At 51.2% G+C, this 14,183-nt stretch carries 12 protein-coding genes; 1 reads left to right on the top strand and 11 read right to left on the bottom strand.

What is annotated here, in order from left to right; genetic code table 11:
* Positions 1–137: 137 nt before the first annotated feature.
* From FNY10_RS06310 to FNY10_RS06300, 3 genes are read right to left on the bottom strand one after another with little or no spacing between them, the layout of a single operon-like run.
* Positions 138–1,001 carry an HlyD family secretion protein gene (locus FNY10_RS06310; protein WP_160703603.1) on the bottom strand — a complete coding sequence of 288 codons (864 nt, stop codon included), beginning with the start codon at positions 999–1,001 and terminating at the stop codon, positions 138–140.
* Positions 998–1,213 carry a DUF1656 domain-containing protein gene (locus tag FNY10_RS06305; protein ID WP_100686033.1) on the bottom strand — a complete coding sequence of 72 codons (216 nt, stop codon included), beginning with the start codon at positions 1,211–1,213 and terminating at the stop codon, positions 998–1,000. The genes FNY10_RS06310 and FNY10_RS06305 overlap by 4 nt, the downstream gene beginning before the upstream one ends.
* The gene (locus FNY10_RS06300) at positions 1,203–3,242 is read right to left on the bottom strand and encodes an FUSC family protein (protein ID WP_160703604.1); all 2,040 of its coding nucleotides are present in this window, start codon (positions 3,240–3,242) and stop codon (positions 1,203–1,205) included. The genes FNY10_RS06305 and FNY10_RS06300 overlap by 11 nt, the downstream gene beginning before the upstream one ends.
* A gap of 77 nt (positions 3,243–3,319) precedes the next feature.
* On the opposite strand from FNY10_RS06300, the gene FNY10_RS06295 reads away from it, so the two are divergent.
* Positions 3,320–4,114: an AraC family transcriptional regulator gene (locus FNY10_RS06295; RefSeq protein ID WP_100686031.1), complete on the top strand. Its 795-nt coding sequence runs from the start codon at positions 3,320–3,322 to the stop codon at positions 4,112–4,114.
* Positions 4,115–4,364: 250 nt separating this feature from the next.
* On the opposite strand, the gene FNY10_RS06290 is transcribed toward FNY10_RS06295, so the two are convergent.
* From FNY10_RS06290 to FNY10_RS06255, 8 genes are all read right to left on the bottom strand, one after another.
* Complete coding sequence (locus tag FNY10_RS06290; protein ID WP_131050089.1) at positions 4,365–5,693, bottom strand: sigma-54-dependent transcriptional regulator; 1,329 nt, start codon at positions 5,691–5,693, stop codon at positions 4,365–4,367.
* Positions 5,686–7,551: an ATP-binding protein gene (locus FNY10_RS06285; protein ID WP_160703605.1), complete on the bottom strand. Its 1,866-nt coding sequence runs from the start codon at positions 7,549–7,551 to the stop codon at positions 5,686–5,688. The genes FNY10_RS06290 and FNY10_RS06285 overlap by 8 nt, the downstream gene beginning before the upstream one ends.
* A 116-nt stretch (positions 7,552–7,667) precedes the next feature.
* Complete coding sequence (locus FNY10_RS06280) at positions 7,668–9,338, bottom strand: aspartate-alanine antiporter (protein ID WP_160703606.1); 1,671 nt, start codon at positions 9,336–9,338, stop codon at positions 7,668–7,670.
* Positions 9,339–9,401: 63 nt separating this feature from the next.
* Complete coding sequence (locus FNY10_RS06275; RefSeq protein WP_160703607.1) at positions 9,402–11,030, bottom strand: NAD-dependent malic enzyme; 1,629 nt, start codon at positions 11,028–11,030, stop codon at positions 9,402–9,404.
* A gap of 642 nt (positions 11,031–11,672) precedes the next feature.
* Complete coding sequence (locus tag FNY10_RS06270) at positions 11,673–12,281, bottom strand: DUF2913 family protein (RefSeq protein WP_160703608.1); 609 nt, start codon at positions 12,279–12,281, stop codon at positions 11,673–11,675.
* Between the two features lie 124 nt (positions 12,282–12,405).
* Positions 12,406–12,783 (bottom strand): CidA/LrgA family protein, encoded by a 378-nt coding sequence (locus tag FNY10_RS06265; protein WP_160703609.1) that lies wholly within the window; start codon positions 12,781–12,783, stop codon positions 12,406–12,408.
* A 206-nt stretch (positions 12,784–12,989) separates the two neighbouring features.
* Positions 12,990–13,367, bottom strand: a complete 378-nt coding sequence (locus tag FNY10_RS06260; protein WP_131050083.1) for a helix-turn-helix domain-containing protein — start codon at positions 13,365–13,367, stop codon at positions 12,990–12,992.
* Positions 13,368–13,384: 17 nt separating this feature from the next.
* Positions 13,385–14,098 carry a CidB/LrgB family autolysis modulator gene (locus FNY10_RS06255; protein ID WP_131050082.1) on the bottom strand — a complete coding sequence of 238 codons (714 nt, stop codon included), beginning with the start codon at positions 14,096–14,098 and terminating at the stop codon, positions 13,385–13,387.
* Positions 14,099–14,183 lie beyond the last annotated feature (85 nt).

The raw sequence follows: 14,183 nt of genomic DNA, 5'->3' as shown, positions 1-14,183 counted from the left end.
CGTTGCTCCCGCGGGATCAGGTCGGCGCTCATCCATATTCAGGCAATCTGCGAGCAGCTTGCCACACCATATTTATCGCTGCCTGAGTCACACAAACCGGTCTTCGGCGATGTCCGTCGGCAGGACGGTTAAAACGTTTAAGGCATAATGGAAACGCTGGCGGATAATCCCGCCACCAGTTCAATCCCTTGCGGTATCTTATCTAACTGGATACGGACAGGGACTCGCTGCGCAAGTCGCACCCAACTGAAGGTGGGATTGACATCCGGCAGCCCGAGCCCACCCGTCTGATCATTGCTATCATCGATCCCCCGACCGATACTCTCCACATGCCCCGTGATGAGCGGGTCAAACCCCATCAGCGAAATTTGTGCGGCGTTCCCGATACGAATATGACGCAGTTTGGTCTCCTCAAAATAGCTCACCACCCAGAAACTGTGCGCATCGACAACGGCGACCCTGGTCTCTCCCGCAGTGGCGTAGTCGCCTGGACGCAGCCGAAGATGCGTGACGTAGCCAGCAACCGGTGCGCGCACGGTAGCATGAGATAAATTAAGCTGCGCCAGTTCCAGCGCAGCCAGCGCCCCCTGATAATTGGCCGCCGCGACGCGCGCTGCGCTGCCCGTTTGCTGGATGTCCTCGCCGGAAATGGCCCCTTTGATGAGCGCGCGTCGCCTGGCCGCATCCTGGCGCATCAGCATCTCATGACGTTTTGCTTCAACGTCGGCCTGCGCGCTGAGCACCGCCAGCTTCAGCCAGCGCGGGTCGATAGCATAAAGCACATCGCCCTGGTTAACCCATTGATTATCGCGGACCGCCACGCGGCTCACCGGCCCGGAAACATCCGGCGCAATCTGCACCACATCGGCCCTGACCCTTCCATCGCGCGTCCAGGGCGTCTGCGCATACTGTTTCCAGAAAATAAACGCCACGAAAATCGCCACCGCCACAGCGATTAACGTCAGCGCGTAACGACCCAGTAAAGAGAGTAAAGATTTCATGCGAATAACCCCAGAGTGGTCAGGCCCTGCAAAAGCAGGAAAAAGGTCACGATATAGGTTGAGACATCAAGCAACGGGCGCAAAGGCAAACGCCGGTAAAGCCTGCTGCAAGAAAAAAGCGGCACGAGTAACAGCGTACAGACCACAGCAAGGAACGCGGTCAGTAGCAGTCCGGGGATAAAAACACCCCCGATATTGATGTCATTTATCATGGCTGGGCTCCTTGTTCTGCGTCCGTAATGCGCAGTGCAGATCCACCAGTCTGTCGACAAACTGGCATGATTGTTCATCTGTCGCGGGCAGGCAGAGGCTGGCCATTGCGGCAATACGCTCGCGTAAGGCGTCGGTGTGCGTTGTGCGGGTCAGATGAGAAAGCACCTCGTTGATATCGCTGCCTGCGGGCGTATCGCAACGGCGCAGGCGCATCACGCAGAGGCCAATGCGCAGAAAATGGACCAGGCGTGCAAGCGCCCGTGCGGATGACGGCCCGCTGCGCGGCAAGCGTGGCAGCAACAGAGCGGCCCGATCGATCATCAGATTGGTCCAGTGCGTTTCATCACCTTTAAACACACCGTTCACGCTGCGGCGAATATCGCGTTGGCAAAGTTTTAGCAGACGGTTTATCGCCGCGTCCGCCTGTACGGTTTGCAGCAGACTCATGCCGATAACCGCAAAGCCGGTCGCAAAAAACAGCGCGATAGCGGTGTTGGCCGCAGCGGCGAAGTCGCCGCTGTAGTGTGCCCCCAGCTCGCATAGCACAGGCAGCGTCAGGGTGATGCCCATCGCCATAAAGGTCGTGGGCGGTCGCGCCTGCAGCGATCCGGCAAGCAGATAGACTGGGGCAAGCACCGCCACCAGCACCGGGAAATCGCTGAGCGGGGGAAGCAGAGCGAAGCTATAGATAAGGCTTATCAACACGCCCCAGACGGAGCCGATAATGTATTTGACAAGATGCGGGGCCGGCGTATCGAAACTGCCAAACAGCGTGCAGCACACCCCAAGAATCGACACCGCCGTGCCGCCATCGGGCCAGGCGGAGTAAATCCAGAGCAAACAGCCGCCCAGGATGATGACAAAAGCGCCCAGCGCCGTTCGGGCGGCACTGAGGGGATCGCGATGGAAAACATACCCTTTCACTGCATGATCTTCCGCCGGCATTGGCGAAGTTTTGCCGTGATGGATGGCATCCGAAAGGCGCTCACACTGTTGCAGGAGGGTAAGCAACTCAGCGACGTAGCGTAAGAAATTCACCCGCAGCGCATCCTCGAACGTCAGCGCCTGCGCAGCGTGCCGCTGTGCTAACTGCGCGCTGCGTTGTTGTAGCGTAGCTGCTGCGTTTTTGCGTTTCCCGGTATCGTCGCAGCTCAGCCAGGCCTGAACTTCATCCAGCAGCCTCTGCATATCGGCGGGCATCTCCGCGATCGCCTGTAAACGATCGCGTAATTCACCGTTGACAATAACTAACCGCGCCAGCCTGTCATGGAGCGCTTTCCTGGCCTGACGGACCGGCACTGAAAGGGCAAAATCATACGGGATGTGGTGGCTGATGCCCTGCAGGAACTGGAGCGCCAGCGCCAGATGCAGAGGCTCTGACTGCGCGTCGGACCTGCCTGCCAGGGTGTCGGCAATCCGTTGACGCGCGGCCTGCAGCGTCTGCGCTAATTTGCTGTTGAACAGCCCGGATATCCGGACAGGCAAAATGTATCGGTGAATCAGCGCGGCGCAGACGATGCCTATCGTTATCTCCTGTACCCGAATGATGGCAATGTTAAATACCGTGCCAGGGTCTGAGACGGCGGGAAAACCAATCAGACTTGCGGTGTAACCGGCCAGCACAAAGGCATAGGCGCGGGGCGTGCGTTCAAGCAGGGATAAACAGAGGCAGAAGGAGATCCAGCCTGCCAGAATCACGCTGCATAAAATCGGCGTATTCACAAACATGGGCACAATCAACACCGTGGCCCCCGCGCCGGTCACGGTTCCTGCCAGGCGATACAGGCACCTGCTCAAAGACGCGCCCACCGACGTTTGCGAAACGATATAGACGGTAATGATGGCCCATGAAGGCCGTTCAAGGCCAATCGCCAGGGCAATGTAATACGCGAGCATCGCTGCGACAAAACTCCTGACGGAATAGAGTAGCGCATGGGCGTCGCTCAGTAGCGCGGGAGAGGCCATGCGGCCTGACCAACGGCTTATCGCCTGCAAAACGCGGCGGTGATGGGGAGTTAATTTGCTCATGCCGGGAATTATTCCCGCTTTGCGCTTGTCCTTAAATACTCTATTCTGTCAAAAAATACCTAAATGTTGCCAATAAGATGTCATCCAGACTTGCCCATACCCTGTTTGATCCCGACAGCACGCCGGGCCCGGCCGTCGCGCGGCATATTGATTTCGTTGATTATGCAGCAGAAGTGCCGGTGCATACGCACCGTAAGGGACAACTGATCGTGGCCCGCTATGGGGCGGTGATTTGTCGCGCGGAAAACGATATCTGGATAGTACCGCCAGATTGCGCGGTGTGGATCCCCGGCGGGATCCCCCATAGTGCTAAAGCGACCTGGAATGCGCATCTCAACTATTTGTTTATTGAACCCGGCGCCGCCGCGCTGCCGGAGAAATGCTGCACGCTGGCGATTTCTCCGCTGATTAAAGAGTTAGTTGATCGCTTGACGCATGAGGACGTTGATTACCCGGCGCAGAGCCATGTCGGCAGGCTGACCAGAGTGACGCTCGATGAACTGGCCACCATGCCGCAGCAGAAATTGAGTCTGCCGGTTTCGGCGCACCCGAAGATCCGCGCCATGGCTGATGCGCTGGTTAGCCACCCGGAGGATCGAAGCACGTTTAAAGTCTGGGCGAAACGGCTGGCGCTCAGCGAGCGTTCATTAGCACGCCTGATGCTGCGCGAAACCGGGTTGACCTTCGGACGATGGCGTCAGCAACTGCATTTGATTATTGCCCTTCGGGAGCTGGCAAGCGGGGTATCGGTGCAAAACGTCGCGGCTAATCTGGGGTATGAGTCGGTAAACGCTTTTATCACCATGTTCAGAAAAACAATGGGCAGCACGCCCGCGCACTATTTTGCCGGTCGAAGAGCGGCAGATCCCTGAGTGAGGCACAGGCTGGATACCGAGTAAGGCGCTTAATGCCCGCTTCTGGCCCCCAGGCGATATTCAGCATTGCTCCTGACGAGGCGTAATGACTGTCAAGGCGGTGCCCTCTTCCGTTCCTCTGGCTTTGCGTGGTCAGGTCTGCTGAACGAATCAAGGGAGAGCGGAGTCTCACACGACGACAGTTTTCAGGTTGATGATGGCTTGTCAGCAAGCGTAGCGGGCTTTTTTATGATTCTCCGCGGTTTGTTCAAAATTTCAGCCCATATTTCTTTATCTTATCCGACAGCGTACTTTTGGCTACCTGTAGTGACTCTGCTGCACGAGACAGACTACCTTCATAGCGCGCCAGCTCAGTGGCAATCAACCCTCTCTCAAAGTGCTCAACGGTTTGCGTCAGCGATAAGGAAGAGAGATCCGAAGAGATATCGCCCATGGTGATGGTACTCTTGATGCCCAGAACGAATCGCTCCGCTTCATTGCGCAGCTCCCTTACGTTCCCAGGCCAGCGCCAGGCCATCAACTGATGAAGTTTTGCCTCTTTAATCACCGGCGCAGAGCGATCGAAACTGACCGACGACTGGTTCACAAACAGGTTGAACAACAGTGGAATATCCTCCACACGTTCACGTAAAGGCGGTAATTTGAGATTGACCACATCCAGTCGAAAATGTAAATCAGCGCGAAACTGCCCCTGCTCTGCCAGCTCGAGCAAATTAGCTTTTGTGGCAGAAATAACCCGAATATCAATGGGGATTAGGGTGTTTGAGCCCAGTCGTTCCAGCTTCCGCTCCTGCAGTACACGCAGGAGTTTGATTTGCATCGGCAGTGTCATACTCTCGATTTCATCGAGGAAGAGAGTGCCCTTATTCGCATATTCCAGTTTACCGATGCGTTGCTTCAGCGCACCTGAGAATGCGCCAGACTCATGGCCGAAAATTTCGCTGTCGAACAGCGTTTCCGGAAGCCCGCCACAGTTAATCGCGACGAATGGCCCGCTGCGACCACTGAGCTCATGTATGCAGCGGGCCACCAGTTCTTTACCAGTGCCCGTTTCACCATAGATCATGACATTGGCGGGCGTGACAGCAATGTCTTTGATTATCTCGCGGACCTCCATTATCGCCGCCGAATTCCCCACCAGCCGGGTTTCCAGCGCACTGACATCAGCAAGGCGACGCTTTAACGAATAAACTTCCTGCAGTAAACGCCGCTTATCCAGAGCCCGCCGCACAACATTCGTGAGCTGTTGCGGGGTAAAGGGTTTTGATAAAAAGTCGTAAGCGCCGTTGTGCATGGCCTCCACCGCCGTTGCGACGTCGCCATGGCCGGTAATAATAATGACCGGTAGATCGGGGTCCTGCTCATTGAGCGTTTTTTGAAAGGCCAGTCCACTCATGCCAGGGAGCTTCATATCCGTGACCACGATGCCATGCTGACGCAGAGCAGGAAGAAGATGCTGGGCCTCTTCCACTGAACTCACTCCGATAGCTTTAATTTTATCAAGCTTCAGCGCCTGTACGCAGCCAAGCTGAACATCCAGATCATCTTCAATCAGTAACACGTCAAACTCAGTCATGCTTATTCTCCGGCTTGATCTCGGGTGCGGCGGGCAAACGGAGGGTGAATTTTGCTCCTGATTCCTGGCTTTCCACGCTGATGGATCCCCCATAGGAACGGATAATATCGGCTGATATCGCCAGCCCCAGTCCCAGTCCGCGATTTTTTTTGGTCGTGAAAAAGGGTTCAAAAATGTGTTCAATGATGCTGACAGGGATCCCCGGACCGTTATCTGCGATAGCAATCACGACATCATTCCCCTGCTGATACCATTGCACACTGACGCGGCGTTCACTGTGTTGTTCCTTAATCGCGTCGAGAGCGTTACTGATGATATTAACCAGCACCTGTTCCAGACGAACGCCATTACAGAGGCAGTACAGGTTACGCGAAGGGGGGTGGCGCACAAACTGACTTGCATGCTCCTTAAACCGGTGGCCCAGCAGAAGCATGGCATTATCAATGCTGCCGGCCACCAGGACACGCTGAATAGCGTCATCGGTATTGCGGGAAAATGAACGTAACTGATTGCTTATTCGACCGATAAAATCCACCAGTCGGCTGATGCGTTCCAGGTTAGCTTTCGCTTCATCATATTCACCAATCGCCAGAAACCGCACGGCATTGGCCGCCATGATACCTATTGCCGAGAGAGGCTGATTAATCTCGTGAGCAAGGCCAGCCGAAAGCTGACCAATGACAGCCAGCTTCTCGCTACGAACCAGTTCTTTCTGCATATTTAAAAGCGCCTCTTCAGAGGCTATTCGCTGGCGAAGCGCCACTTCAAGCTCATAACGTTGTGCTTCCAGCTCCTGCGTTCTTTGTCTCACCAGTTCTTCAAGGCAATTATACGCCTCTCTGAGCGCCTGCTGGTTTTTCAGCCTCAGGTGAATTATTTGATTCCGCTGGGCAAGAATAAAGACTGAAATCACGATAAAAATCAGCACTGCGGTTCCGAGCGCGATGCGCACGGCAATATTCTTATAAAGCAAACTGACGGGTGAAAGTGTGGCCAGTGTCATGTCGATCTTAGGGAGATACTGCCTGACCATGATATATCGGGTGCCGTCGATAAAAACTTCATCAGTCCGGGCATTGATCGCGCGTATTCTTTTAAAACTCAGCGAAGGAATGTTGGTGGACAGATATTTATGTTCTTTGTTCGCTTCTCTCAGTGTTGGCGCAGGTAATGGTGTCAGGGAATGGTACAGCCAGGCTGAATGCTGAGTGCTGACGATGACGCCAGCCTGGTCGAGGAGGATATTTTCCTGCCCGGGCTGTACGTTTTTAAGCAAATCGTTAATATCGACCTTAACGACTACAACCCCCAGTTTTTCCTTGCCTGAGAAATAGCCATTGGACTGATAATATCCAGGGATATCATGTGTCGTGCCGACAGCAAAATAGTGATCGGTGATACCCGCTTTCACTCGCTGAAAATAAGGTCGATATTTTACATTGTGCCCAATCAGGCTGTCCGGCGCTTGTGCATCACTTGAAAAAACGATGTTTCCCTGATTATTTACGACAAATATCGCCTGAGCGCCAATTCTGCTCTGCAGAATTTTTAAGCGCGAGTTAATATCTTCGGATGCGCGACTGCCCGCGGTATCTTTTAAGCTTTCAGTAATACTATTATCAAATGAGAGCGAAAGCGGAATAAATTCATAGCGGCTGATATCAAAAGTCAGTTCTTGTCCCTGCTGGTAGAGATGAGCGTTTAATATATCTGTCTGTGACCTGAAATCGACACGGAAAGAGTAATAACTAAACCACAGTATGCCACCCAGTGCGAGCGCCAGCAAAAACCACAGTAGTTGATTTTTTTTGTTTAGCAGCCATTGCTTACCGCTGGCTGCCAGGGAAGAGATTTTCATATTTTGCGCGCTCAGTGCGGAGGTCGGTCCTGGCCCGGGACGAAATTATGCCTGTCCACCCTGCTGTTTTCAATCCAGTTCCCACGGTATTCCCGGCCGTGAGAACTGGATGGCGATTAAAAAACGTTTAACAGTAAAATGGTCAGGATTGCCATCACCAGCCGTGATACCGCGTAGCCAATAGTGTAACCGATAGCAGGCACGTGGCTCTGGGCGGCCGACTCCAGCGCCCCCAGGGCTGCCGTCGTGGAGCGGGCGCCAGCACAAACGCCAAACAGAATGCCTGGATGGAATTTGAAGACGTATTTCCCCAGTAGCACGCCAACAATAAGCGGCACCAGTGTGACAATAATCCCGCTGATAAAGAGCGCCAGACCGTAATTCTGCAGACCCGCAATGAAGCTGGAGGCGGCATTGAGTCCAATAATGGCAATAAAACCGTTTAAGCCCAAATTATTAAATACCCAGATTGCCGGACCGGGTATACGACCAAATGTGCGTCGCGTTGCCCGCAAATAGCCGCATACAATCCCTGCGACGATGGCGCCAACTGAGGTTCCTAAACTGAGCGGGATGCCGTGAATGTGCAACGTGATGGCGCCCAGAATGCAACCCACGACGATCCCGAAACTCATAAATGCCATGTCAGAGTTTTCGTTTGGCCGATCGGCATAGCCCAGTTTTGCTGCCAGCTTGTCGACGTCTTTATTCGGCCCCCGAACACTGAGTACATCTCCTCGCTGCAGCGACAGGGACATATTGGGTTCTGCGCGGACATCTGCGCGAGTCAGTCCGGTTAAAAACAGACCGTGTCCGGGAGTACCGAAGCATTCAGCGATCAGGTCGCCCAGTTTTTTGCCAAGGTAGTTTTTTTCAAGAACCACGATATCAAGTTCTTCAATGGCATAATCAAGCAGGTTTTCATCTTTGATTTCCAGCCCGAAGTCTGCCTGATATTTCACGATAGTCGCCAGTGGACCGCTGATAGAGATAATCGCGTTCGGCAGCAGGCTTGTCGCGGCATCGCATTCAACGGCTTTTGTCTTGTCATCAGGGCGCATACGTCGAATGGTAAACTCATGCCCAAAGTCTGCTTCCACCTCATTGACTGATTTGTGCCACAGCTTCTGGTTGGTCAGCTTATAGCTACGGGTGGTATAGGCCCGATACGCGGAGTTTCTGATTTTTGTCGTGCCATGCTGCTTCTCATAATCTTTGCAAGCCTCAACCAGATTAATACCCAGCAGTTTTGGGGCAAAAGATGAGAGAAACCAGGCTGAACCGGCAGTACCGAATGGATAGGTTACGGCATACGCCACCGGGATCAGCGCAATGGCAGCGCTATTCACATCTTTGTCCTGATGAACCAGACTTGAAGCCACTCCCAGTACCGTTGAGTTGGTATATCCGCCGGCCAGCAATCCCGCCGTCATCGGTCCGCCATAATGCAGACCTTTACCAATCAGAATGGCAGTACCCAGCCCTGACAGGCAGACGATAACCGTAAAAATCACCTGCGGCAGGCCATCGCTGCGAATCGCGCGAATGAACTGCGGCCCCACAGAATAACCCACAGCGAACAAAAACATGTCAAAAAACATCGCCTGCATGACGGTCGGGATGGTGATATGAAACTGTCCAATGAGCAAACCGGCAATCAGCGTGCTGGTGACCACACCCAGACTGAATTTCCCGAACTTCAGTGCCCCAAACCAGAATCCAAGAGCCATCGTCAGATAGACGGCCACTTCAGGATATTGATGAAAAAGAGTCATTATATATTGCATGATCCATCCTCGTAACGCGAAGCCCCGGAGTTTGCCAACTCCGGGGAAATATCGTGATAAAAGTTAGTATTCTGGTTTGTAGAGCAGAGACGCTATCCATTGCGGGATATTATCGGGACGTTGTACCTGAGCCAGTCCTGCATCAAACAGATATTCGGCCACACGGACTGCGGTTTTCACCTCGGTGGCGAGGATGTCGTCCTGACCTGGATAGAGCATCCCTTTTTCCCGCATTTCGGGGCTTATCTGATCTGCAGTGGCATGGGCCGCCACAATAAAACACTCGTCGGTCAGACGTTTGGGGCGGGCGGCATAGGTTGCCAGACCAATTGCTGGATAGATGTAGAAATTGTTTGCCTGGCCCGGATGGAATGTTTTGCCCTTGAGACTGAACTCTGGAAATTGTACGCCGGCAGCAAACAGGGCTTTTCCTTGCGACCACCGGTATGCCTGCTCTGCGGTACATTCAACTTTACTGGTCGGATTGGAGAGAGCAAAAATAATGGGACGGCCGTTAAGACGGCTCATGGCCTCCACCACCTGTTGGGTAAATGCGCCAGCCTGAGTGCTGACACCAAACAAAATGGTGGGTTTGAAGCGTTCAATCATTTCAACCAGGTCGTTAGTTGCAGGCTCATCATGCGCATAGCGCAACTGCGCAGGGCTGAGATCCTCACGTTTCTGGTTGATGAGCCCATTGATATCCATTAAGCGGATGCGCTTAACGGCTTCTTCCTCGCTCAACCCCTCTGTTGCCATCTCTTTGACAATCAGTTTGGCGATGCCCAGCCCGGCTGACCCCGCGCCGAGGAACAAAACGCGCTGATCGACCAGCTTGCCGCCGGTGATATTCAGTGCTGCGGAAATACCAGCCAGCGCGATGCTCGCTGTTCCCTGAATATCATCGTTGTAGCAGAGCACCTCATCTTTATAGCGGTCGAGATAGCGAATAGCATCAGTGCCCTTCCAGTCTTCAAAATGAATGCAGCATTCCGGGAAGACTTCCTGTACCGCCTCGACAAACTCTGCGGTCAGTTCATCCAGCTTACTCGTGCTGATCGGCTCCTCATGCAAGCCGAGATACATCGGATCGTTCAGCAGTGCCTTGTTCGTGGTGCCGATGTCGAACAGCACAGGCAACAGGCATTCCGGCGGGACACCTGCGCAAGCGGTGTAAAGCTGGAGTTTGCCAATAGGAATGCCCATACCGTTGGCGCCGATATCGCCCAGCCCTAGAATACGCCCACCGGTAGTGACGCAGATAAAGCGCACATCTTTTACAGGCCAGTTGCGCAATACTTCCGCGATACGCCCCTGCATATGGTGAGTAATGTACATTCCGCGGGGGCGGCGATAAATGTGGCCGAATTCCAGACAGGCATCCGCAACCACCGGATCATAAAGAACAGGGATAAAGCGTTTCGGATCCGACATAATCGTTTTATAAAACACCACCTCATTACGTTCTTCCAGATCCTGCAAATAACTGTAGCGCTCAAGATCGTTTGCTTTTTTCTCCACGTTTAACAATGCGCGTCTGACCTGCAAATCCAGCGTTTCAACATTTGATGGCAACAGCCCTTCTAAACCACAGGTACGACGTTCTGATTGGGTGAAAGCCGTGCCTTTATTCAGGCCTGGATTTTTTAATAATTCGACCCCTTTCAGGATGGAGTTCTGCAACACAGTCATATTCAACTCTCCAAATTAAATCATTGTCTATTGATGAATGAAACGTTCATCGCACCAGTGATATTGCATTGCGCGTGCCACTATTTAATAATAATTAACCCATTGATAAATAACGATTAGATTAAATTTTCGGTGTCAGACATTCCGGTTAACCGGAAAAACACGGATAACATGTTCGGTTTTCCGAACGGAACTGCGGGAGTTAAAGTTCTATACCGCTAGTCTGCCGGGTCTTTTTTTACCGAACGACATCGGGGGGCTCAGGAGTTGTCATGCCGGATGCGCACAAAAAAAGAACGCGGGGAAGCCCGGGAAACTCATCTGGTGGACGGGTATGTTCTGGCGGTGGTGATAAGGCGAAGAAAAAGAGAGCTGGCGGTGTAAATTTACCCGGTAAAGCAAGCTCCACCGACTCCAGAAGGAATGAAAGCGGGTTACTGCTGAACGGGACATATTAAAAAGATTGCGGCGCACTTCGCAACGTAGCCCGACGACGCTATCGGGGGCGGGATGGGCATCCGGGGGAGTTTACGCCTGCTCCATCTGCTGTATTCATAACGCCATCAGGCAGATCTGAGACTCACGTGGCAGATCAACCCGTACTGGCTGGCGTCGGGATGCGAACAGTCTGCTTTTGATGAATTAATTTTCGATGGTAAAGTAAGACTGTTTTTTTGAATGTATTTTTATAGTTAAACCTTCGGTTTTGAATGCATTGAATAATATGTCCGCATCACCCGTTGACAGGATATCCATTGATTTAGTCAGATCGCCAGCATCTGAAAAACACTCAACCAAATCAATTCCCAGGATAAAAATAGCCGGCGCTTCAGTATTGATGTCCACATGCTTAACAGCTGTCCAGCTTCGTTGTTTCAGCGTGATATCTGACCACCCCTGACATTTAAGTATCCGGATCACTCGTGTCAATCGTGAGAGTGGAGAATCCTCCTGTGGCCTGATAATACTGGTTTTCCACAGCGTGTCTAAACGTTGACCTAGCTTCGCTGATGGCCCCAGATCTCTGCTAAGTTGTATAAGGTAGTCAATGTCTTTTGCAACAGTCTGAGGGAAACGTCTCTGTTTTTTAGCGGTAACAAGCCAGTTTTGCAGAAAAATATGCTCCATTAGTGGTGAGGGAGTTTTTCCATCAATACGCGACAGATGCAGCGCTATAAGCGCACACCATAAAAAATGCTCTGTATCAGCCATTTTTTGTTGATGATTTATGTCAGGCCTGGAATTATTCATAACATCTCCAGTGATTAGTCATTGAATTTATCTGATAAACCCTGTTAACAGTATAATTTTTATACCATTATCTGAAAATTAAAACATTGGCTAAGGATACATTTAATTATACCCGACACATCAGTCATGACTTCTCTTTGGCATGATGTTTATTATGCACCAGATGCGACGTATAGCTCACAACAACCATCACGATGATGGTGCTTCCCAGACAGGAAACAAAAATCAGACCAAACTGTGCTCGCAGTAAACCCGTATACTGTATAACGCCTGCGCCAATCGGAACAAATAACAATGCCATATAACGAACAAGAAGAGTACATCCCGGATTAACCCACCTTTCAGGGATTATCTGAAATGAGAGAAGAACGAACAAAATAATCAACCCCAGAATACTTCCTGGAATAGCTACTGGTAATATCGGGGCTATAAATAAACCCAGATAGAGACAAAAATAAATTATGACGAATGCACGTATATATTTCATAATGATAGCAGGCATGACATATCCCTCACCGGCTCGAAGTAACCAGATTACATTTAAAACACACCCCCCCCAAAAATAATAAATCTACCAGTAATGATTAAAAACAAAAACATATTCCATATATCCACATCCAATTATACTTAATGAGTATAAAATGCATTTTCTTACAACCATCCAGGTAGGCATGATTAAATACCCTGTTATATTTAATAGTATCGACATCAATAATAATGTTGGGTGCTAATCTGACGCAAACAGTCTGCCATATGTTTTCTTCTCTCTTTACGCCAGGCACCGGGCGATAGCCCAAAGGCACGAGAAAATACGCGGGTAAACGTTTGCTGAGAATCATACCCACAAGCCAAGGCAACTTCGTAGATACAGGCATCAGTGTGGGTTAACTGAAGAACCGCAAGCTCCATTTTCCTTCTTCTGATATAACTTGCCAGGTTTTCTCCCTTGTAATGAAAAAATAACCTCTGGATATGCCATTTTGAATAGCCAGAATGAATTGAAATTTCTTCAATAGATAGCTTTCGATGTAAATTCTCATTAATCCATTCCACAATAGTGTCGATAACCGAAGCTGAAATATGCATAAATAATAACCTCTGGATTATCTATTCAGTAGCCAGGGTACGAGAAGCATGACTATTTTGAAAACATACGGCGCCAGAACTGCGGTTATGATTCCGCATAGCACCAGGGCCACGGAACTAAATGCGGCTTCTTCCGCGTCAATTTCTGCACAGCGGGAAGTGCCCAACGCATGACTTGCAGAGCCCATTGAAAGTCCCCGCGCGATCTTGTGATTAATATGCACAATGTTCAGATACACATGACCAAGCACAGCCCCCAAAATACCAACCAGAATAACGCATACTGCAGTGATAGCAGGGATACCTCCAATCGCGCTACTTGCCGCCATTGCAATGGGTGTTGTCACTGATTTAGGCAGGATGGTCGCGGCCATTTGAGGCGTTGCGCCCATTTCCAGGGCGATAATGCTGCCTGAAAACATTGCTGTAAGGCTACCTACCGTGCAGATGATGATCAACGATTTCCATTTCGCACGGAGCTGAACCAGTTGCTCATAAAGAGGAAAAGCCAGTGCCACAACGGCTGGCTGCAACAGAGCGTTGAGTGAAGAAGAACCCTGGAAATAGCTCGCATAAGGAATGTGTCCAAATGCCAGGATAGCAATGATGATAATCAGCGTAATGAGAAGTGGATTGAACAAAGGGTTTTTTATTTTATTCATCGACAGCCAGCGAGCTGAAAAGAACAGACATAAAGTTAACGGTAGAGACCAGCAGATATTAAAAATCATTTACTTTTCACCTCACATCTGACGCCAACAGATTCTCACCATCGTGACTATCATGGTCATTGCTGAATACATGACTCGACTTAAA

The sequence above is a fragment of the Klebsiella sp. Lac1 genome (assembly GCF_009825425.1).
Classification (GTDB): domain Bacteria; phylum Pseudomonadota; class Gammaproteobacteria; order Enterobacterales; family Enterobacteriaceae; genus Klebsiella; species Klebsiella electrica.
This window is presented reverse-complemented; position numbering and strand designations above follow the sequence as displayed.

Coding starts and splice junctions, on each gene's coding strand:
- FNY10_RS06310 (WP_160703603.1), bottom strand. CDS start 1,001: ATGAAATCTTTACTCTCTTTACTGGGTCGTTACGCGCTGACGTTAATC.
- FNY10_RS06305 (WP_100686033.1), bottom strand. CDS start 1,213: ATGATAAATGACATCAATATCGGGGGTGTTTTTATCCCCGGACTGCTA.
- FNY10_RS06300 (WP_160703604.1), bottom strand. CDS start 3,242: ATGAGCAAATTAACTCCCCATCACCGCCGCGTTTTGCAGGCGATAAGC.
- FNY10_RS06295 (WP_100686031.1), top strand. CDS start 3,320: ATGTCATCCAGACTTGCCCATACCCTGTTTGATCCCGACAGCACGCCG.
- FNY10_RS06290 (WP_131050089.1), bottom strand. CDS start 5,693: ATGACTGAGTTTGACGTGTTACTGATTGAAGATGATCTGGATGTTCAG.
- FNY10_RS06285 (WP_160703605.1), bottom strand. CDS start 7,551: ATGAAAATCTCTTCCCTGGCAGCCAGCGGTAAGCAATGGCTGCTAAAC.
- FNY10_RS06280 (WP_160703606.1), bottom strand. CDS start 9,338: ATGCAATATATAATGACTCTTTTTCATCAATATCCTGAAGTGGCCGTC.
- FNY10_RS06275 (WP_160703607.1), bottom strand. CDS start 11,030: ATGACTGTGTTGCAGAACTCCATCCTGAAAGGGGTCGAATTATTAAAA.
- FNY10_RS06270 (WP_160703608.1), bottom strand. CDS start 12,281: ATGAATAATTCCAGGCCTGACATAAATCATCAACAAAAAATGGCTGAT.
- FNY10_RS06265 (WP_160703609.1), bottom strand. CDS start 12,783: ATGCCTGCTATCATTATGAAATATATACGTGCATTCGTCATAATTTAT.
- FNY10_RS06260 (WP_131050083.1), bottom strand. CDS start 13,367: ATGCATATTTCAGCTTCGGTTATCGACACTATTGTGGAATGGATTAAT.
- FNY10_RS06255 (WP_131050082.1), bottom strand. CDS start 14,098: ATGATTTTTAATATCTGCTGGTCTCTACCGTTAACTTTATGTCTGTTC.